Source organism: Streptomyces sp. NPDC012637 (genome assembly GCF_042954805.1).
Classification (GTDB): Bacteria; Actinomycetota; Actinomycetes; order Streptomycetales; family Streptomycetaceae; genus Streptomyces.
The window spans coordinates 77,936-96,362 of sequence record NZ_JBIBDS010000009.1; the positions used below are offsets into that span (position 1 = coordinate 77,936).

16 protein-coding genes and 1 riboswitch are annotated in these 18,427 nt (G+C 71.8%); of the genes, 4 read left to right on the plus strand and 12 right to left on the minus strand.

What is annotated here, in order from left to right:
* Window positions 1-47: 47 nt before the first annotated feature.
* Window positions 48-1,190, plus strand: a complete 1,143-nt coding sequence (locus ACFY8W_RS31095) for a tyrosine-type recombinase/integrase (RefSeq protein WP_391112416.1) — start codon at window positions 48-50, stop codon at window positions 1,188-1,190.
* Here the strand turns inward: ACFY8W_RS31095 and ACFY8W_RS31100 are convergent.
* Window positions 1,138-2,544, minus strand: coding sequence for a C39 family peptidase (locus ACFY8W_RS31100; protein WP_391112418.1), 1,407 nt, complete (start codon window positions 2,542-2,544; stop codon window positions 1,138-1,140). The two genes, ACFY8W_RS31095 and ACFY8W_RS31100, sit on opposite strands and share 53 nt — an antisense overlap.
* A 187-nt stretch (window positions 2,545-2,731) precedes the next feature.
* Between ACFY8W_RS31100 and ACFY8W_RS31105 the strand changes: the two genes are divergently transcribed.
* Window positions 2,732-3,376 (plus strand): hypothetical protein, encoded by a 645-nt coding sequence (locus tag ACFY8W_RS31105; protein ID WP_391112421.1) that lies wholly within the window; start codon window positions 2,732-2,734, stop codon window positions 3,374-3,376.
* 306 nt (window positions 3,377-3,682) lie between these two features.
* A complete protein-coding gene (locus ACFY8W_RS31110) occupies window positions 3,683-5,572 on the plus strand; it encodes an AAA family ATPase (protein ID WP_391112424.1) in 1,890 nt (629 codons plus the stop codon).
* Between the two features lie 62 nt (window positions 5,573-5,634).
* Here the strand turns inward: ACFY8W_RS31110 and ACFY8W_RS31115 are convergent, their stop codons facing one another.
* From ACFY8W_RS31115 to ribD, 10 genes are all read right to left on the minus strand, one after another.
* Window positions 5,635-6,726, minus strand: a complete 1,092-nt coding sequence (locus ACFY8W_RS31115; RefSeq protein WP_391112426.1) for a CNNM domain-containing protein — start codon at window positions 6,724-6,726, stop codon at window positions 5,635-5,637.
* On the minus strand, window positions 6,723-8,063 hold the full coding sequence (locus ACFY8W_RS31120; protein WP_391112430.1) for a CNNM domain-containing protein: 1,341 nt from the start codon (window positions 8,061-8,063) through the stop codon (window positions 6,723-6,725). The genes ACFY8W_RS31115 and ACFY8W_RS31120 overlap by 4 nt, the downstream gene beginning before the upstream one ends.
* A 241-nt stretch (window positions 8,064-8,304) precedes the next feature.
* Entirely contained in the window at window positions 8,305-8,757 is a 453-nt protein-coding gene (locus ACFY8W_RS31125; RefSeq protein WP_391112432.1) for a PH domain-containing protein, read from the minus strand.
* Window positions 8,758-8,814: 57 nt separating this feature from the next.
* A complete protein-coding gene (gene hisG / locus ACFY8W_RS31130; RefSeq protein ID WP_391112435.1) occupies window positions 8,815-9,663 on the minus strand; it encodes an ATP phosphoribosyltransferase in 849 nt (282 codons plus the stop codon).
* A 50-nt stretch (window positions 9,664-9,713) separates the two neighbouring features.
* The gene (locus ACFY8W_RS31135; protein ID WP_116162050.1) at window positions 9,714-9,986 is read right to left on the minus strand and encodes a phosphoribosyl-ATP diphosphatase; all 273 of its coding nucleotides are present in this window, start codon (window positions 9,984-9,986) and stop codon (window positions 9,714-9,716) included.
* A gap of 33 nt (window positions 9,987-10,019) precedes the next feature.
* A complete protein-coding gene (gene ribH, locus ACFY8W_RS31140) occupies window positions 10,020-10,505 on the minus strand; it encodes a 6,7-dimethyl-8-ribityllumazine synthase (RefSeq protein WP_384421051.1) in 486 nt (161 codons plus the stop codon).
* A gap of 33 nt (window positions 10,506-10,538) precedes the next feature.
* On the minus strand, window positions 10,539-11,816 hold the full coding sequence (locus ACFY8W_RS31145; protein ID WP_391112438.1) for a bifunctional 3,4-dihydroxy-2-butanone-4-phosphate synthase/GTP cyclohydrolase II: 1,278 nt from the start codon (window positions 11,814-11,816) through the stop codon (window positions 10,539-10,541).
* Window positions 11,813-12,448: a nicotinamide mononucleotide transporter gene (locus ACFY8W_RS31150; RefSeq protein WP_391112441.1), complete on the minus strand. Its 636-nt coding sequence runs from the start codon at window positions 12,446-12,448 to the stop codon at window positions 11,813-11,815. Before ACFY8W_RS31150 ends, ACFY8W_RS31145 begins: the two co-directional genes overlap by 4 nt.
* The gene (locus tag ACFY8W_RS31155) at window positions 12,445-13,053 is read right to left on the minus strand and encodes a riboflavin synthase (RefSeq protein WP_391112443.1); all 609 of its coding nucleotides are present in this window, start codon (window positions 13,051-13,053) and stop codon (window positions 12,445-12,447) included. The genes ACFY8W_RS31150 and ACFY8W_RS31155 overlap by 4 nt, the downstream gene beginning before the upstream one ends.
* Window positions 13,054-13,055: 2 nt before the next feature.
* The gene (ribD, locus tag ACFY8W_RS31160; protein ID WP_391112446.1) at window positions 13,056-14,144 is read right to left on the minus strand and encodes a bifunctional diaminohydroxyphosphoribosylaminopyrimidine deaminase/5-amino-6-(5-phosphoribosylamino)uracil reductase RibD; all 1,089 of its coding nucleotides are present in this window, start codon (window positions 14,142-14,144) and stop codon (window positions 13,056-13,058) included.
* A 180-nt stretch (window positions 14,145-14,324) separates the two neighbouring features.
* A riboswitch (FMN riboswitch) is annotated at window positions 14,325-14,454 on the minus strand.
* Between the two features lie 266 nt (window positions 14,455-14,720).
* On the opposite strand from ribD, the gene ACFY8W_RS31165 reads away from it, so the two are divergent.
* Window positions 14,721-17,108: a chitinase C-terminal domain-containing protein gene (locus tag ACFY8W_RS31165; protein ID WP_391112449.1), complete on the plus strand. Its 2,388-nt coding sequence runs from the start codon at window positions 14,721-14,723 to the stop codon at window positions 17,106-17,108.
* Between the two features lie 120 nt (window positions 17,109-17,228).
* Here ACFY8W_RS31165 and ACFY8W_RS31170 read toward each other — a convergent pair whose 3' ends face one another.
* The gene (locus ACFY8W_RS31170; RefSeq protein ID WP_391112451.1) at window positions 17,229-18,353 is read right to left on the minus strand and encodes an ROK family protein; all 1,125 of its coding nucleotides are present in this window, start codon (window positions 18,351-18,353) and stop codon (window positions 17,229-17,231) included.
* Between the last annotated feature and the right edge of the window lie 74 nt (window positions 18,354-18,427).

Consider the following 18,427-nt stretch of genomic DNA (forward strand, 5'->3'; position numbering starts at 1 on the left):
CCACCCACACCGAAAAGCACGGTCAACGGCCGTGTGAGCAGAGATGGGTGAACAGGTTGGCTCAAATCATCGACAACGGTTCCGCCGTGTCCGGCAAGCGGTGGACCGTCCGCTACAGGGAGCCGGGCGGACGCACCGGGCGTCAGCGGGAGAAGTCGTTTCCCCGGAAGAAGGACGCGGTCGACTTCGCCACCAAGATGGAAGGCGACAAGCGCGAGAACATCTACGTCGACCCCGACGCCGGCAAGGTGTCGCTCCGCCGGTACGCGGACGACTGGCTCGCGAAGAAGACCGCTTCCGCCGGCACCCTCGAGTCGTACGAGCGCATCGTCCGCCTCCACGTGGTCCCCCACCTGGGGAGCAAGATGATCTCGCAGGTCACTGCAGCGGACATCGAGGGCCTGTACGCACGTTGGCGCCGGGACGGGGCGGCCCTCAACACCATCGAGTCCCGGCACATAGCCCTCTCGGCGCTGTTCTCCCACGCCGTGCGCCACAGGCGGATCCCCGTGAACCCCATGACGCAGGCCGAGAAGCTGGAGAACCCTGTTATTCCTGTCGACGACAGGAAGCTTCCCAGCTTCGAGGAGATAACCGCCATCGCCAAGGAGATCGGACCTCGCCTGTCTCCGGCGATATGGCTCATGACGTGTTGCGGACTTCGCATAGGGGAATCCCTGGGAGTCTTCCCGGAGGACATGCGCGACGGCACCCTGCGAATCCGGCGGCAGGTGATTCGCTACAAGGACACCTTCGGAAAGTACACACCGAAATATGCCCCGCTGAAGCATCGGAAAGAAGGCGAGTGGCGCGACATACCCGTGCCTGCTTCCCTTGAGCCGTTCATCGACCGGCTTCCGATCCGCAATGCGAGCGGTGGAATGCCGTATCCCGATCTTCTGCGCAAGTCGTGGGACCGCGCCATCAGGCGGCTCGAGCTTCCCGCATACAACCCGCACGACTTGCGTCACAAATGGACCACCGTGGCCCTGACCAACGGAGTGTCCATTCACGAGGTGTCTCGCTGGCTCGGACATCGTTCGATCAAGGTCACGGTGGACCGGTACGGCCACCTCACTCAGGACGGCCAGGAGCGCTGCCGTCAGGTCGTCGAGACTGCCGTCGGGCCGCACATGCTCACACCAGGCCGAGTGCCTGCAGCGCGCGGTGCTGACTTGGTGCTGACTTGACCGGCCAGAAGAGGTAGCAGACACCCCCCGTACCGCCTCTGACCTTGCCGTTTGCGTCATAACGCTTGGTCCGCAGCCAGATGTTCTCCCACTCCCGCCGCTTGTAGACCCGGCGGACGGCCTCGTTGCTGGGTGAGGCGGGGTCGTTGGCGATCACGTCGCCGGTGGCGGTGAAGCCGATCACCGTCATCAGGTGGCCCGAGGTGCCGTAGCCGGCGCCGGTCAGCTCCTCCTTGCGGAAGGACTGCGACGTTATGGCCGGGATTCCGGCGCGGATCAGGGTCTCCAGGTCCGTGAGGGAGCCCAGGCGGGTGACGACCGCGTTCATGTCCGGGTAGGTGGCGGCGTAGGCGGCGTTGAAGGGCCAGTTCCCGCAGCCCGCGTACTGGTAGTCGTAGGTGAACCGGGCCGCGTGGCAGACCTGCGGGTCGGCGAAGTCGGGGTTCACCCAGGCCAGGTCCTCGGCCGCGGGGCGGCGCTCCCAGTACTCGACGATCATCTGCGAGGAGGTGGGGCTGCACCAGGCCTCGCCGCCGTTGTCGTACTCGGGGTACTGGCCCACGTGCGTGTTCTGCGAGTAGCGGGGCACGGTGAGCTCCCGGTCGAGGCCCGGCACGGACGCGGGCACCGTGAAGCGGTCAGGGACGTCCGAGGCCATCGCGCCGAGCCGCCAGACCGTGGGGGTGAGCGTCGTGCCCGGCCTGCGGTGGAGGGTGAGGCGGAGCCGGTAGGAGACGAGGCGGAGGCCGCTCGCGGGGTCGTCGATCGAGAAGGTGTCCGTCCAGATGGAGGCCCTGCCGTCGCTCTGGTCGTCGACCGAGGTGCGCCGGATGTCGGCGTCGCCCGCGGCCCAGCGGCCCATGACGAACCAGGGCGTCTCGGTGCCGTCGCCGTACGTGCCGCGCAGCTCGACCTGGAGCCAGGTGCCGGGCGGGGTGTGGGCGTTCCACGAGGCGATGACCTCGGTGGCCGGGACGCTGGAGGTGTGGACCGGCGAGGTCCAGCTCGCGTGCTCCCAGGTGCTGGTACGGCCGGTGTGCGGGTCGGTGTAGTCGGTGCGGCCGGCCGGGCTGTCCATGACCAGGCCGGGGCGGCGTCCGGCGACGGCGCGGGTGCCGGTCGTGGTGCCGCAGCGCCAGTCGGTGTACGTGCTCCAGAAGCGGTTGTCGACGGGCCCGGGCGCCGGGGCGTGGCCGCTTGCGGCCTGGTCGCCGCAGGCCGTGTCATCGGCGCAGGCGGCGTCGGCGGCGCGGGCTCCCGGCGCCGCGGTCGCGGGGGCCGCGGTGGCGGCGGCCGTGCCCGCGGCGGCCGCGAGGGCGGCGAGGACGGTTCTGCGCGGGGTGGCAGGGGGCATGGGCGGTGACCCTCCAGTCGGTGGTGGCGAACGGACGGGCTGCGGGCCCCACTATCGCGGCTCGCGGACGGCTTCTGCCAGCGATTCGACGCGTGCCGCCCGAGCAATATTGGTCTTCACCAGTGGCACTGGCCGAGTCGCTGACCTGCGGCGGACCGCGTCCGGCGGCTCGCCTACGCTGGGGGCCATGACCGAGCTCGACCGTTCCGGTCCCGACCGCGTGGCCGCCGCGCTGCGCCTGCTGCCGCCCTCGTGCGGACCGGTGCGGCTCGTCGCGGTCGACGGGCATGCCGGCTCCGGCAAGTCCACGCTGGCCGGCCGGCTCGCCGCCGCGCTCGGCGACGCCCCCGTCCTCCATCTCGACGACCTCGCCACCCATGACGAGTTCTTCGAGTGGACCGGGCGGATGCTCGGCGAGGTGATCGGGCCGCTTTCCCGTGGCGAGACGGCGCTCTATCACCCGTACGACTGGAATCTGCGCGCCTTCGGTCCCCCGCGGCCGCTGGACCCGGCACCGGTGGTGGTCGTGGAGGGCGTGGGGGCCGGGCGGCGGGCGCTGCGGCCGTTCCTCGCGCGACTGCTGTGGATGGAGCGCGGTCCCGAGGAGTCCTGGGTGCGCGGAAGGCGTCGCGACGGGCCTGGGCTCTCCAGATTCTGGGACGAATGGACCGTGGCGGAGACTCGCCATTTCTCCGAGGACCCTTCGCGGCCCTTCGCGGACACCTTGGTACGGGAGTGCGGGGAGGGTTACGAGTGGCTGCCAGGGCCGCGTGTGACAGCGGGCCCCAACCAGATCATCACCCACCGTGATGACTCACCGGCCGCAAACTGAGTGGGCGGAAGTCCACTTCCGCAAGTGCCTCAACTCCGCTTGACCCAAGGGGCGTACAGGTCTTACGTTCTCAATGTGCGGCTCTTCGGAGTCGCCGCGGACGCGAAGCCCCCGGTTGTTCCCCCGTGATCGGGGGCTTCGTTCCGCCCCCGCGCTCACCGAGGGTCACCGACGGTGAGCGGGCCGCGGATCGTGTCGATCACGACGGATCGCCTTCTTCTCCCTCATCACGCACCCTCTGCGCAGGTACGATGCCCCTCGGTGCGGTCAATTCCCGTCCACGTGTCGACGGTTGTGGGGGACCCGATGGACTTCGGCACACAGGGCACACATGCCCCCGCCGAGCTCGCCTGGCTGCGCGGAGTCGACGCCTACACGATGGGCGCCTATCCGCAGGCTGAGGAGGAGTTCCGTACGGCGGTGCGCATCGACCCCGGCATGGCCGACGGCTGGCTCGGGCTGCACGCGCTGCGCGTGGACACCACGACCGCGCTCCTGCGGATGTACCGCAACCGCGAGCGCTTCGGCGAGCAGCGGACCCGGCACCGGAGGAACCTCAACTCCTGGTACTGGCTGGGCTGGTGGGTGCAGCCGGTGCTCGAGAGCCCGCGCGACCTGCTGCTCGCGCACGCCTCGCACTGGCTCGACGGCCGGCACGTGCCGGAGCTCGACCGGGCACTCGCCGGGCTGCCGCCGGTCGACGCCGACCCGCAGGTCCGCTTCCTGCACGCCTGCCGTTCGTACCTGGTCAAGGACTGGGAGCAGCTGGTGCGGCACACCGAGCCCCTGGTCGACGACCCGCTCCTGGGCATCGAGGCGGGGCTCTTCGGCGGCATGGCCCGGGTGCGCCTGGAGATGTACGGCCAGGCCGAGCCGCTGCTCGCGACGGCGCTGATGCGCTGCCGCAGCGAGCAGCCGCAGCGCAAGGAGCTGCGCTACTGGCTCGCGCGGGCGCACGAGGGCACCGGCAGGTCCGCCGCCGCGATGCCGCTCTACCGCGCGGTGCACCGGATCGACCCGGCGTTCATGGACACCGCCGCACGGCTCGCCGCCATCGCCGAGTACGACGGTTTCGAGGGCGCGGACGATCCGGTGGGGCTCGCCCCGGCCATGTACGGAGGCTTCGGCCAGGACACCGTGGACGGCGAGCGGATCGACCCGGACGGGGCGGCCGGCGACGGCCTGCTGCTCAGACCCGAGGCCGGGCCGCCGCCCGCGCCGCCGGAGCCGCCCGACGTCGTGCGCCAGAAGGCGGCGGTCCCGGCCCAGCCGGCGCCGCCGCGCTTCCCGGCCGGCTCCACCGACCCGGCGCTGCTCGCCGAGGCGCTGGCGGAGCTGGAGCGGATGGTCGGCATGGAGCCGGTCAAGCGGCAGGTGAAGGCGCTGTCGGCGCAACTGGAGATGGCCCGGCTGCGCGCCGGCCAGGGCCTGCCCGTCCAGCCGCCGAAACGTCACTTTGTCTTCTCCGGTCCCTCGGGCACCGGCAAGACCACCGTCGCCCGCATTCTCGGCCGGGTCTTCTACGCGCTCGGGCTGCTCGGCGGGGACCATCTGGTGGAGGCCCAGCGGGCCGACCTGGTCGGCGAGTACCTGGGCCAGACCGCGGTCAAGGCCAACGAGCTGATCGACTCGGCGATCGGCGGGGTGCTCTTCGTCGACGAGGCCTACGCGCTCTCCAACACCGGCTACAGCAAGGGTGACGCCTACGGCGACGAGGCCCTCCAGGTGCTGCTCAAACGCGCCGAGGACAACCGCGACCACCTGGTGGTGATCCTGGCCGGCTATCCGGAGGGCATGGACCGGCTGCTCGCCGCGAATCCGGGGCTGTCCTCCCGGTTCACCACCCGGGTCGACTTCCCCTCGTACCGCCCGCTCGAGCTCACCGAGATCGGCAAGGTCCTCGCCGCGGCGAACGGCGACGGCTGGGACGAGGAGGCCCTGGAGGAGCTGCGCTCGATCAGCGGGCACGTCGTCGACCAGGGCTGGATCGACGAGCTCGGCAACGGTCGCTTCCTGCGCACCCTGTACGAGAAGTCCTGCGCCTACCGCGATCTGCGGCTGTCCGGCTACGGGACCACGCCGTCCCGCGAGGACCTGGCCACGCTGCGGCTGCCGGACCTGATGCAGGCGTACGGCGAGGTGCTCTCGGGCCGCGGCCCCACGGACCGCGGCCCGCAGGATCCGCCGGGCATCTGACCGGCGGATCCCGCGGCACCAGGGCCCGCAGGGCCCCGGTCCGCCGGACGGGCGCCGGGGGCTCAGCCCGTGAGCACCCGCGCGGGCGGCTGCTGCTGCGGCCGGTTCGACGGGTGCCGCACCGGCGGTCCTACGCGGTGCGCCGGGTCGCGGACCTCGCCGACCAGCATCTCGAGCACGTCCTCCATGGCGACCAGGCCGAGCACCCGGCCGGAGGCGTCCGCCACCTGCGCCAGATGGGTCGCGGCCCGGCGCATCACGGTGAGCGCGTCGTCCAGCGGAAGCTCGGCCCGCACCGTGGCCATCGGGCGCCACACCTGCTGGGGCACCGCCCGGTCCCGCTCCTCCAGGTCCAGGACGTCCTTCACGTGCACGAAGCCCATGAAGGTGCCCCGGCCCTCGGCCCGTACCGGGAAGCGGGAGTATCCGGTGCGCACGGTGAGCTCCTCGATGTCCCGGGGGGTGACCGACGGAGGCACGGTGACGAGCGAGGCCGAGGGGATGAGGACGTCGGTGACCGGGCGGGTGCCCAGTTCCAGGGCGTCCTCCAGGCGCTCCTGCTCGGCCGGGTCGAGCAGTCCGGCCTGTCCGGCGTCCTCCACGAGCCGGCCCAGCTGGGCGCTGGTGAAGACGGCCTCCACCTCGTCCTTCGGTTCGACCTTGAAGGCCTTGAGGACGAGGCTCGCGCAGGCGCCGAGGGCACGGGTGACCGGCCGGCAGAGCCGGGCGAAGCCGACCAGGCCGGGACCGAGCAGCAGCGCGGTGCGCTCGGGGTCGGCCATCGCCAGGTTCTTGGGGACCATCTCGCCGATGACCAGGTGGAGGAAGACCACCGCGGCGAGCGCGATCACGTACCCGAGCGGGTGGATGAGGCCTTCCGGTACGGCCACCGCGTGGAAGACGGGTTCGAGCAGCCGGGCCACGGTCGGCTCGGCGACCGCGCCGAGCGTCAGCGAGGCGACGGTGATGCCGAACTGGGCGGCCGCCATCATCTGCGGCAGGTTCTCCAGGCCGTACAGGACCTGGCGGGCCCGCTTGCCGCCGAGCGGCTCGATCTGGCTGCGGCGTACGGACACGAGGGCGAACTCGGCGCCGACGAAGAAGCCGTTCGCCAGGACCAGCAGGACGGCGAGGAGCAGAGGGAGCAGACTCATCGGGCCGCCTCCGCGGCGACGGGCACCGGGGCGGTGCGCATGATCCGCACCCGTTCGGCGCGGTAGCGGTCGACCTGGCGCACCGAGAGCCGCCAGCCGGGCAGCTCGGCCCGGTCGCCCGGGGCGGGGATGCGCCCGAGCAGATCGGCGACGAGCCCGGCGACCGTCTCGTACGGGCCGTCGGGCACGTCGAGTCCTATCCGGTGCAGGGTGTGCACCCGGCAGGAGCCGTCGGCCTCCCAGACCTGCGAGCCGTCGTCGGAGGGCACGGTGGCCAGTTCCGGCCGCGCGTCGGCGGCGGTGTCGTGCTCGTCGCGGACCTCGCCGACCAGTTCCTCGACGATGTCCTCCAGGGTGACCACGCCAGCGGTGCCGCCGTACTCGTCGACGACGACCGCGATGGGCTGTTCGCGGCGCAGCCGCTCCAGGAGGGCCTGGGCGGGCAGCGACTCGGGGACGAGCAACGGCGGGACGGCGATCCGTGCCACGGAGGTCCGGTGCCGCTCGTCCGGGACGACGGCGAGCGCGTCCTTGAGGTGGACCATGCCCACGATCTCGTCGATCCGCTCGCGGTAGACGGGGAAGCGGGACAGGCCGGTGGCCCGGGTGAGGTTGAGGACGTCGGCCGCGGTGGCGTCCGACTGGAGGGAGCTCATCCGCACCCGCGGGGTCATGACCTGTTCGGCGGTGAGCCCGCCGAGCGACAGGGTGCGGACGAAGAGGTCGGCGGTGTCCTGTTCCAGGGCGCCGGCCAGGGCCGAGTGGCGGGCCAGGGCGACCAGCTCGCCGGGGGTGCGGACCGAGTCCAGCTCGTCGGCCGGCTCCACGCCGAACAGCCGGACGAGCCGGTTGGCGACGGTGTTGAGCAGGGAGATCACCGGCCGGAACAGGCTGGCGAAGGCGTGCTGCGGTCCGGCGACGAACCGGGCCACCTGGAGCGGCCGGGAGACCGCCCAGTTCTTCGGTACGAGTTCGCCGACCACCATCTGCACGGCGGAGGCGAGCAGCATGCCCACGAGCACGGAGATGCCGGAGACGGCCCCTTCGGGCAGTCCGGTCGCGGTGAGCGGTCCGTCCAGCAGCCGTGCGAGCGCGGGCTCGGCGAGCATGCCGGTGACGAGCGAGGTGATGGTGATGCCGAGCTGGGTGCCGGAGAGCTGGAAGGACAGCTCGCGCAGGGCGCGGACGACGCCGCGGGCCCGGCGGTCGCCTTCGGCGGCGGCGCGCTCGGCCTCGGCACGTTCGACGGTGACGAGGCCGAACTCGGCGGCCACGAAGAAGCCGTTGGCGAGGATCAGCAGGAAGGCGGCTGCGAGGAGCAGCAGGGAGACGATCATGCCGCCGCCTCGAGGGAGGGGGCGGCGCAGGTACTACCGGACGATCCGTCCATTGCCGGAGGGAGTCACTCCTCGGGTCGAAGGGTGGCCTCGCGGGTCGCCGGCGGGCGGCCCTGCACGAGCGAGGCGGTGGTGCCGCTCGGCACCACCGCCACCAGATTAGCCACGCCCGCACCGGCGCGGGCAGGGGGTCGGCCCCATATGGGGGACGGATGAGGGTCCGTGCCCGGGCCCGCCGGGGTCAGCCGGCCTCGGTGCCGGTGCCCCTGCTCTCGGCGAGCGCGCGCAGCGCGCGGGCGTCGCGGATGGCCTGCTCCTTGGCGATTCCCGGCTGGATGCCGAGGGCCGGCAGGCTGGTGCCGTCGCTCAGGTCGAGGAAGACCCAGGCGTCGCCGGGGCGCAGGTTGACCTTGAGGATCTCGGCCCAGGCCAGTCGGCGCGTCCGGGTGATGTTGACGACCGTCACGCCCTCGTCGTCGGCGACGACCTTGGGCCGGCTCAGCAGCACCAGGACACCCAGGAACATCGCGGCGGTGAAGACGAAGCTGGCCCGCTCCCCCGGTCCCAGCTTCTCCAGCATCAGCCCGACGGCGGTGATGACGACGAACATCGTCACACCGGCGGTCAGCAGGACGACCCGGGTCCGGGCCGGCCGGAAGGTGACCGGGAGGGCGGGAGCGGTGGTGTCGGACATCGGGTTTCCCGGGTTTCCTTGCGTTCGGGCTTTCGGGCGTTCGGCGTCTTCCGGCCGTCAGAGGCGGCAGGCGTGGATGGCCGTGGTCAGGATGGCCCGGGCGCCCAGCTCGTACAGGTCGTCCATGACCTTCTGCGCCTCCTTGGCGGGGACCATGGCGCGCACGGCGACCCAGCCCTCGTTGTGCAGCGGCGAGACGGTGGGCGACTCCAGGCCCGGCGTGAGGGCGACGGCCTGCTCCAGGTGCTCGGCGCGGCAGTCGTAGTCCATCATCACGTACGACCGGGCGACGAGGACGCCCTGGAGGCGGCGCAGGAACTGCTGCACCTTGGGGTCGTCGGCGGTGGCGCCGGTGCGGCGGACGACGACGGCCTCGGAGGTGAGGATCGGCTCGCCGATGACCTCGAGGCCCGCGTTGCGCAGGCTGGTGCCGGTCTCGACGACGTCCGCGATGATCTCGGCGACGCCGAGCTGGATCGCGGTCTCGACGGCGCCGTCGAGGTGGACGACGGACGCGTCGACGCCCTGCTCGGCGAGGTGCTTGGCGACGATGCCCTCGTAGGAGGTGGCGATCGTCATCCCGTGGAAGTCCTCGGGGCCGTTCGCCGTGCCGGGCCGGGTGGCGTAGCGGAAGGTGGAGCGGCCGAAGTTCAGCGGCAGGATCTCCTCGGCGTTGGCACCGGAGTCCAGGAGCAGGTCGCGGCCGGTGATGCCGATGTCGAGCCGGCCGGACGCCACGTAGATCGCGATGTCCTTGGGGCGGAGGTAGAAGAACTCCACCTCGTTGTCCGGGTCGACGGTGACGAGTTCCTTGGACTCCTTGCGCTGCCGGTAGCCCGCCTCATGGAGCATCTCCATCGCAGGTCCGGAGAGAGAACCCTTGTTGGGGACGGCGATGCGCAGCATGGGACGGGCTTCCTTTGCCTCGGATGTCGGGTTGTGGTGAAGGGACGTGCTCAGAGGTGGGCGTAGACGTCGTCGAGCGAGATCCCGCGGGCGACCATCATCACCTGGACGTGGTACAGCAGCTGCGAGATCTCCTCGGCGGCGGCTTCCTTGCCTTCGTACTCGGCGGCCATCCAGACCTCGGCGGCCTCCTCGACGACCTTCTTGCCGATGGCATGGACGCCCTTGCCGACCAGTTCCGCGGTGCGGGAGGTCGCCGGGTCGCCGGTCTCGGCCTTGAGCTTGAGCTCGGCGAAGAGCTCTTCGAAGGTTTTGTTCGCCATGATGTCCTAAGAGTACGGGGTGGGAATCTGCACTCAGCGCCAGGGTTCGCTGACCGTGCGCAAGATCGTCGCGGTGGCGACGGCGGCGGTGACGGCCTCGTGGCCCTTGTCCTCGCTGGACCCTTCCAGGCCGGCCCGGTCCAGGGCCTGCTCCTCGGTGTCGCAGGTCAGGACGCCGAATCCGACGGGTACGCCGGTGTCGATCGAGACCTGGGTGAGGCCGTGGGTGACGCCCTGGCACACGTACTCGAAGTGCGGCGTCCCGCCGCGGATGACGACGCCGAGGGCCACGACGGCATCGTAGCCGCGCTCGGCGAGCACCTTCGCCACGACCGGGAGCTCGAAGCTGCCGGGGACGCGCAGCAGGGTGGGCTCCTCGATGCCGAGCTCGGCGAGGGCGCGCAGGGCGCCGTCGACGAGGCCGTCCATGATCTTCTCGTGCCACTGGGCCGCGATGACCGCGACGCGGAGGTCGCCGCAGTTCTTGACGCTGAGGACGGGTGCGCCCTTGCCGCTCATGGTTCTCCTTGGTCGATCTCGGTACGTGCTGACTTACTGGTTGCCGCAGGTGGGGGCGGGAGTGCCGTCCAGCCAGGGCAGGTCGTGGCCCATCCGGTCCCGCTTGGTGCGCAGGTAGCGGAGGTTGTGCTCGCCCGCCTGGACGGGCATGGGCTCGCGGCCCTCGACCTCCAGTCCGTGGCGGGTGAGGGCGTCGATCTTGTCGGGGTTGTTGGTCATCAGGCGCACGCTGCGGACGCCCAGGTCGGTGAGGATCTGGGCGCCGGCCGCGTAGTCGCGGGCGTCGGCGGGCAGCCCGAGCTCCAGGTTGGCGTCGAGGGTGTCGCGGCCGCGCTCCTGGAGCTCGTAGGCGCGGAGCTTGGAGAGCAGGCCGATGCCGCGGCCCTCGTGGCCGCGCAGATAGACGACGACGCCGCGGCCGGCCTCGGTGATCCGGTCCATGGAGGCCTCCAGCTGGGGGCCGCAGTCGCAGCGCAGCGAGTGGAAGACGTCTCCGGTCAGGCACTCGGAGTGGACCCGGACCAGGACGTCCACGCCGTCGCCGATCTCGCCGTGGACGAGGGCGACGTGCTCGACCCCGTCGACGGTGGAGCGGTAGCCGTACGCGGTGAAGTCGCCGTGCCGGGTGGGCAGCTGGACCTCGGCCTCGCGGCGTACGGTCGGCTCGGCGGAGCGGCGGTAGGCGATCAGGTCCTCGATCGAGATGATCGTCAGGCCGTGCTTGCGGGCGAACGGGATCAGCTCGGGCAGCCGCAGCATGACGCCGTCCTCGCCGGCGATCTCCACGATGGCGCCGGCCGGACGGAGCCCGGCGAGCCGGGCGAGGTCGACGGCGGCCTCGGTGTGGCCGTTGCGGACCAGGACGCCGCCGGGCTTGGCGCGCAGCGGGAAGATGTGTCCGGGCCGGACGAAGTCGCCGGGCTCGTGCCTGCCGCTCGCGAGCATCCGCAGGGTGGTGGCGCGGTCGGCGGCGGAGATGCCGGTGGTGACGCCGTGGGCGGCGCTCGCGTCGACGGAGACCGTGAAGGCCGTCTTCATCGACTCGGTGTTGTCGTCGACCATCTGCGGCAGCCGGAGGCGCTCGAGCTCCTCGCCCTCCATGGGCGCGCAGATCAGGCCGCGGCACTCGCTCATCATGAAGGCGACGACCTCGGGCGTGGCCTTCTCGGCCGCGATGACGAGGTCGCCCTCGTTCTCGCGGTCCTCGTCGTCCACGACGACGACAGGCCGGCCGGCGGCGATGTCCGCGATGGCCTGCTCGACGGGGTCGAGGACGAGGTCGGTGACGTCCCACATGGGAAGCGCGCTCATGCGTGGGCTCCTTCCAGGGAGGTGGCCGTGCGCGAGCGCAGCCACCAGTCGCGCAGGCCCCAGAGGACGAGCGCGCCGTAGATGACGTAGACGAAGCCGGAGAAGGCGTAGCCGTTGGCGAAGTTCAGCGGGACGCCGACCAGGTCGACGAGCAGCCAGGCGAACCAGAACTCGACCATGCCGCGGGCCTGGGCGTACATGGCGACGACGGTGCCGACGAAGATGTACGCGTCGGGCCAGGGGTCCCAGGAGAGGCTCGGGTACGCCGTGAAGAGCTGGGCGACCGCGACGGTGCCGGCGGCGGCCGCGCCGATCATGACGGCCCGCTCGCGCCAGGTGGCGAAGCGCACCGCGATGTGGCCGTCCGCGCCCTGTCCCCTGCCGCGCTGCCACTGCCACCAGCCGTAGAGCGCCACGAGCATGACGACGACCTGCTTGCCGGCGCTGCCGGTGAGGTGGCCGAAGAAGGCGCCGAAGAGGATCAGGCCGGCGAGGAACTGCACCGGCCAGGTCCAGACGGAGCGGCGCCAGCCGAGGGCGAGGGCGACGAGGCCGAAGATGTTGCCGACCATGTCCGACCAGATGATGTGCTGGCCGAAGGCCGTGAACGCCTCGGAGTTGAGCCAGTTCACTTGCCGTTCTCCTGTGCGTTCGGGCCGAGCAGCCGCTCGACGTACTTGGCGATGACGTCCACCTCGAGGTTGACCGGGTCGCCGGGCCGCTTGGTGCCGAGCGTGGTCAGGGCGAGGGTGGTGGGGATGAGGCTGATGGTGAACCAGTCGTCGGCGACCTCGACGACGGTGAGGCTGACGCCGTCGACCGTGATCGAGCCCTTCTCGACGACGTAGCGGGCGAGCTGGGCGGGCAGACCGACCCTGACCAGCTCCCAGTGCTCGGACGGGGTCCGCTCCAGGATCGTGCCGGTGCCGTCCACGTGGCCCTGGACGATGTGGCCGCCGAGGCGGCCGCCGACGGCCATGGGCCGCTCCAGGTTGACGCGGGAGCCGACCTCCAGGGCGCCCAGCGAGGAGCGCTTGAGGGTCTCGGCCATCACGTCGGCGGTGAACTCGCCGTCGCCGAAATCCACGACCGTGAGACAGACGCCGTTGACGGCGATCGAGTCACCGTGCTGGGCGCCCTCGGTGACGAGCGGGCCGCGCAGTCGGAAACGGGAGGCGTCCTCCAGCTGCTCGACGGCGACGACCTCGCCCAGCTCTTCGACGATTCCGGTGAACACGGTCAGGCTCCCTTGGGGGTCGTGACGACGGGGGTCGCGGTGATGCGGATGTCGGGTCCGATGCGCACGGTCTCGCTGACGTCGAGCCGCAACGCGTCGGTGATGGTGGTGATTCCGGCGTCGGCGAGGGCGGCCGGGCCCGCGCCGAGGAGGACCGGTGCGAGGTAGCCGACGACCTGGTCGACGGCTCCCGCGGCGAGGAAGGCACCCGCGAGGGTCGGGCCGCCTTCGAGGAGGACGGAGCGGACGCCGCGCGCGTGCAGGGCGTCCAGGAGGGCGGGGACGGCGAGGCCGCGCTCGGCCCGGGGCAGCCGTACGACGTCGGTGAGCGTGGTGCCGGCGTCCTCGGCGATCGCGATGAGGGTGGGGGCGGCGTCGTCGAGGACGCGGGCGCCGGGCCGCACGGCGGTCGCCTCGGTGTCGACGACTACCCGCAGCGGCTGCACGGCGCCTTCGACGCCGCGGACGGCGAGGTGGGGGTCGTCGGCGCGGGCGGTGCCGGAGCCGACCACGACCGCGTCGGCCTCGGCGCGGAGCCGGTGGACGTCGGCGCGGGACTCGGCGGAGCTGATCCAGCGGGAGGTGCCGTCGGCGGCGGCGATCCGGCCGTCGAGGGTGGCGGCGTACTTCCAGCGGACGAAGGGGCGGCCGCGGCGGACGGAGGTGAGCCAGGCGAGGTTCCCGGCCTCGGCCTCGTCCTCCAGGAGGCCCTGGGCGACCCGGACGCCGGCCGCGCGCAGGGTGTCGGCTCCGCCGGTGGCCTGCGGGTTCGGGTCGCCGACCGCGTACTCGACGCGGGCGACACCGGCCTCGATCAGGGCCTGGGCGCAGGGACCGGTGCGGCCGGTGTGGTTGCAGGGTTCGAGGGTGACGTACGCGGTGCCGCCGCGGGCCTGCTCGCCGGCCGCGCGCAGGGCGTGGACCTCGGCGTGCGGGCCGCCGGCACGCTGGTGCCAGCCTTCGCCGACGGGCCGGCCGGAGGCGTCCGTGACGACGCAGCCGACGACAGGGTTGGGGCTGGTGGAGCCGAGACCGCGGGCGGCGAGCGCGATCGCGCGTCGCATGGCGGTGATGTCGGCCTGGGTGGCCACCGGGTCCTCCTGCCTCTTCGGGCACGGACTCCGGGGCCTGTCGATGACGACAGGGAGCGGGTACGACGGCCTCGCGCAGGGTGCGCCGAAGCCGAGGGTCCTCCGGTGCACCACCCCCGCGTACGGGGAGCGGCGACCAGCGGACGTACGGCCGGCTCACCCCCGGAAAGGGGTCGCCCGCCGCGCACTGCCTCCCATCCGGACTTTCACCGTCGGTCCAGGAATCTCACCTGGTCAACCGGCCGCTGGCTGCGGACGGGTCGCGGACTATACCGCCGGTTCGGAATTACACCGACCCCGGAGTGCGCTGCTGCTGATACAGGGCCAGTGTGCCACGGCCGGGAACCGGCCATGCGGGTGAGGCCCTGTGGGCTGGCTCACAACTCGCCATGCCCCTGCCAGGACCCTGTCACGAAATCCTTCGTTGGTCCAGACCTATTGACGCACTGGTCTAGTCCTCTTAATCTCCGAGTCACCTCCGAGGTACGGCCCGCCGGCGTGCGCACTCCACGGGCCCGACACGACCCACCCCCTTGTTCGTTGTGTTCAGCCCGACCTCCCTTGGAGGAACCGATCGTGTTGTCCCCCACCCAGAAGAGGGCCTCGCTGCTCGCTTCCGGCGCCGCCGTCGCCGGGCTGCTGATCAGCTCCCTCGCCGCGGGCGGCGTCTCCTACGCCGCCGACAACGAGTCCTGTCGCCCCGACGGCCTCTACAAGACGCCCGGCGTCGACGTCCCGTACTGCTCGGTGTACGACACCGAGGGCCGCGAGAAGATGGGCACGGACCACCAGCGCCGGGTCATCGGCTACTTCACCGGCTGGCGGACCGGGAAGAACGGCGAGCCCGCCTACCTGGCCTCCGACATCCCGTGGGACAAGGTCACCCACATCAACTACGCGTTCGGCCACGTCGGCAGCGACAACAAGCTGTCCGTGGGCGGCGACGGCGCGAACAACGCCGCGACCGGGATGACCTGGCCCGGTGTCGCGGGCGCCGAGATGGACCCGGCGTACGCCTACAAGGGCCACTTCAACCTGCTGAACAAGTTCAAGAAGCAGCACCCGAACGTCAAGACGCTGATCTCGGTCGGCGGCTGGGCGGAGACCGGCGGCTACTTCGACGACAACGGCACGCGGGTGAACTCCGGCGGCTTCTACTCGATGGCGACCAACGCCGACGGGTCGGTCAACCAGGCCGGGATCGACACGTTCGCGAACTCCGCCGTCGACTTCATCCGGAAGTACGGCTTCAACGGCGTCGACATCGACTACGAGTACCCGACGACCATGAAGGACGCCGGCAACCCGCTCGACTGGCAGCTCGCCAACGCGCGCCGCGCGGGCCTGGTGCAGGGCTACGCCGCCCTGATGAAGTCCCTGCGACAGAAGCTCGACACGGCCGGCGCCGCGGACGGCAGGCACTACCTGCTGACCGTCGCCGCGCCTTCCTCGGGCTATCTGCTGCGCGGCATGGAGACCTTCCAGATGCAGAAGTACCTGGACTACGTCAACATCATGTCCTACGACCTGCACGGCGCCTGGAACGAGTACGTCGGCCCGAACGCCTCGCTCTTCGACGACGGCAAGGACGCCGAGCTGGCCGCCGCGGGCGTCTACGGCTCCGCGCAGTACGGCTCCATCGGCTACCTGAACACCGACTGGGCCTACCACTACTTCCGCGGCTCGATGCCGGCCGGCCGGATCAACATCGGCCTGCCCTACTACACCCGCGGCCACAAGAACGTGCAGGGCGGCACCGACGGTCTGTGGGGCAAGGCCGCCGCGACCACCTGCCCGGCCGGGGCCGGTCTGACCAAGTGCGGTGACGGCGCTGTCGGCATCGACAACCTGTGGCACGACAAGGACACCAACGGGCAGGAGTCGCCCGCCGGTTCCAACCCGATGTGGCACGCCAAGAACCTCGAGAAGGGGATCGTCGGCGACTACGTCACGCGGTACGGCTTCCCGTCGAACACCACGCTCACCGGCACCTACGCGCGTAAGTACGACTCCACGCTGGTCGCCCCGTGGCTGTGGAACGCCCAGAAGAAGGTCTTCCTGTCCACCGAGGACGAGCAGTCGGTGGCCGCCAAGGCCGACTACGTGGTCGACCGCGGCATCGGCGGCACCATGGTCTGGGAGCTGGCCGGCGACTACGGCTGGAACGCGGCCAAGGGCCAGTACGAGATGGGCTCCACGCTCACCTCGCTGATGTACGACAAGTTCAAGGCGGCCGCCCCGTACGGCGCGAAGAAGAGCAACAAGGCGCTGCCGGCCCAGGCCGTCAACGTGGGCGTGGAGTTCACCGAGTTCAAGCTGGGCGACTCCAACTACCCGATCACGCCGAAGATCAAGATCACCAACAACACCGCCACCGCGCTGCCGGGCGGCACGGAGTTCCAGTTCGACTACGCGACCGCGGCTCCGAACAACGCCTCCGACCAGTCCGGTTTCGGCACCAAGGTGATCAGCAGCGACCACACGGGCAGCAACGTCGGCGGCCTGAAGGGCGACTTCCACCGGGTCTCCCTGAAGCTCCCGGCCTGGCAGTCGCTGGCCCCGGGCGCGACCGTGGACCTGGCGTTCAACTACTACCTGCCGGTCTCCACCCCGTCGAACTGGACGGTGACCGTCAACGGCACGACGTACGCCCTCGCCGGCGACCTGGCGCGCGGCACGACGACGGTCGAGCCGGGCGGCTCGACCCCGACGCCCACGCCGACCCAGACGACGGCGACCCCGACCCCGACGGCGACCACCACGAGCCCGACCCCGACCCCGACGCAGACCACCACCCCGCCGGCCGGCTGCACCGCCCCGGCCTACGTGGCGGGCCAGGTCTACACCGGCGGCACGGTCGTCTCCCACAAGGGCCGCAAGTGGCTCGCCCAGTGGTGGACCCAGAACGAGGAGCCGGGCACGACCGGCGAGTGGGGCGTCTGGAAGGACCAGGGCGCCTGCTAGTGCGCACCACCTGAGAAACCCCCGGCGGCGGTTCTCACGGCCCTTGCCGCCGCCGGGCTTCCCCACCGCGCCGCGTCCCCCTGTCGGGGCGCGGCGCGGACGCGTTCCCGGCGGGCCGACCTACGGGAAGAGCTCGTCCTGGGCCGCGTCCCGGGCGCGCAGGAGGGCGCCCCGCAGGACCGCCGCGTCGCCGAGGGTGGTGGCGCGCACCTCGGTGCGCAGGGGGGAGAGCCGGGCGAGCTCGGCCTCGACGCGGGCGGCGAGCTCCGGCCCGCCCTGGTGCCCGGTCTCGCCGGCCAGGACCACGCAGCCCGGGTCCAGGACGGAGACCACCGCCGCCGCGCCGACCGCGAGCCGGCGGGCGAGGGCGTCGAGGAACGGGCCGTGGCCGGAGGCGAGCGCCGTGGCCGGGGCGAGGCCGTGGGCGGCCGCCAGGGCGTCGACGGCGGCCACGCAGGCCAGCTCGTGGAAGCCGCCGTCGCAGCCGGTGGCCGACGGCAGCCCGGAGGTTCCGGGCACGGGCAGGAAACCGATCTCGCCGGCGCCGCCGGAGGCGCCACGGCGCAGCCTGCCGTCGAGGACGACCGCCGCGCCGACGCCCTGTCCCAGCCAGACGAGGACGAAGTCGTCCCGGTCGCTGGCCGCGCCCTCGCGCAGTTCGGCGACGGCGGCGAGGTTGGTCTCGTTCTCGACCAGGACGTGGGCGGGGAGCCGCTCCTGGAGGACGCCGATGAGCCGGCGGTGCCAGGCGGGCAGTCCGGTGGAGTCGCGCAGCTCGCCGGTGGCCGGGTCGATCAGGCCGGGCGCGCCGACGGCCACGGTGTGGAGCCGGTCGACGCCGGCCTCCTTCGCGGTCCGCTCCAGGAGCGTGACGGCCTTCTCCACGGCGGTGCCGGTGCCGCCGGCGTCGCCGACGGGTGCCGCCGCCTCCGCGAGCGTGGTGCCGAGGAGGTCGGTGACGGTGACCGAGACGGAGCGCGTGCGGACGTCGAGGGCGGCGAGGTGGGCGCGCGCGGCGACGATCCCGTACAGCTTGGCGTTGGGGCCGCGGCGCTCGGCGCCGGACTCGCCGACGACATGGACGAGTCCCGAGCCCCGGAGCCGTTCGACGAGGTCGGCGACGGTGGGCCGGGAGAGCCCGGTGAGGGTCTTGAGCTGGGCGGCCGTCAACGGTCCCTCGTCCTGGAGCAGTCGCAGGGCGAGCCGGTCGTTGATGGCCCGTGCGGTGCTCGGGGATGCGGCCATGCGGCGATCCTCTCAGACGGATCAGGGGGCCGGCCGGGCCGTCGGCGTCCGCCCGTACGGCCGGTCCACTATTT

Bases quoted from the DNA above. Each gene is read 5' to 3' on its own strand.
- ACFY8W_RS31100 (WP_391112418.1), bottom strand. From the start codon at position 2,544: ATGCCCCCTGCCACCCCGCGCAGAACCGTCCTCGCCGCCCTCGCGGCC.
- ACFY8W_RS31105 (WP_391112421.1), top strand. From the start codon at position 2,732: ATGACCGAGCTCGACCGTTCCGGTCCCGACCGCGTGGCCGCCGCGCTG.
- ACFY8W_RS31110 (WP_391112424.1), top strand. From the start codon at position 3,683: ATGGACTTCGGCACACAGGGCACACATGCCCCCGCCGAGCTCGCCTGG.
- ACFY8W_RS31115 (WP_391112426.1), bottom strand. From the start codon at position 6,726: ATGAGTCTGCTCCCTCTGCTCCTCGCCGTCCTGCTGGTCCTGGCGAAC.
- ACFY8W_RS31120 (WP_391112430.1), bottom strand. From the start codon at position 8,063: ATGATCGTCTCCCTGCTGCTCCTCGCAGCCGCCTTCCTGCTGATCCTC.
- ACFY8W_RS31125 (WP_391112432.1), bottom strand. From the start codon at position 8,757: ATGTCCGACACCACCGCTCCCGCCCTCCCGGTCACCTTCCGGCCGGCC.
- hisG (WP_391112435.1), bottom strand. From the start codon at position 9,663: ATGCTGCGCATCGCCGTCCCCAACAAGGGTTCTCTCTCCGGACCTGCG.
- ACFY8W_RS31135 (WP_116162050.1), bottom strand. From the start codon at position 9,986: ATGGCGAACAAAACCTTCGAAGAGCTCTTCGCCGAGCTCAAGCTCAAG.
- ribH (WP_384421051.1), bottom strand. From the start codon at position 10,505: ATGAGCGGCAAGGGCGCACCCGTCCTCAGCGTCAAGAACTGCGGCGAC.
- ACFY8W_RS31145 (WP_391112438.1), bottom strand. From the start codon at position 11,816: ATGAGCGCGCTTCCCATGTGGGACGTCACCGACCTCGTCCTCGACCCC.
- ACFY8W_RS31170 (WP_391112451.1), bottom strand. From the start codon at position 18,353: ATGGCCGCATCCCCGAGCACCGCACGGGCCATCAACGACCGGCTCGCC.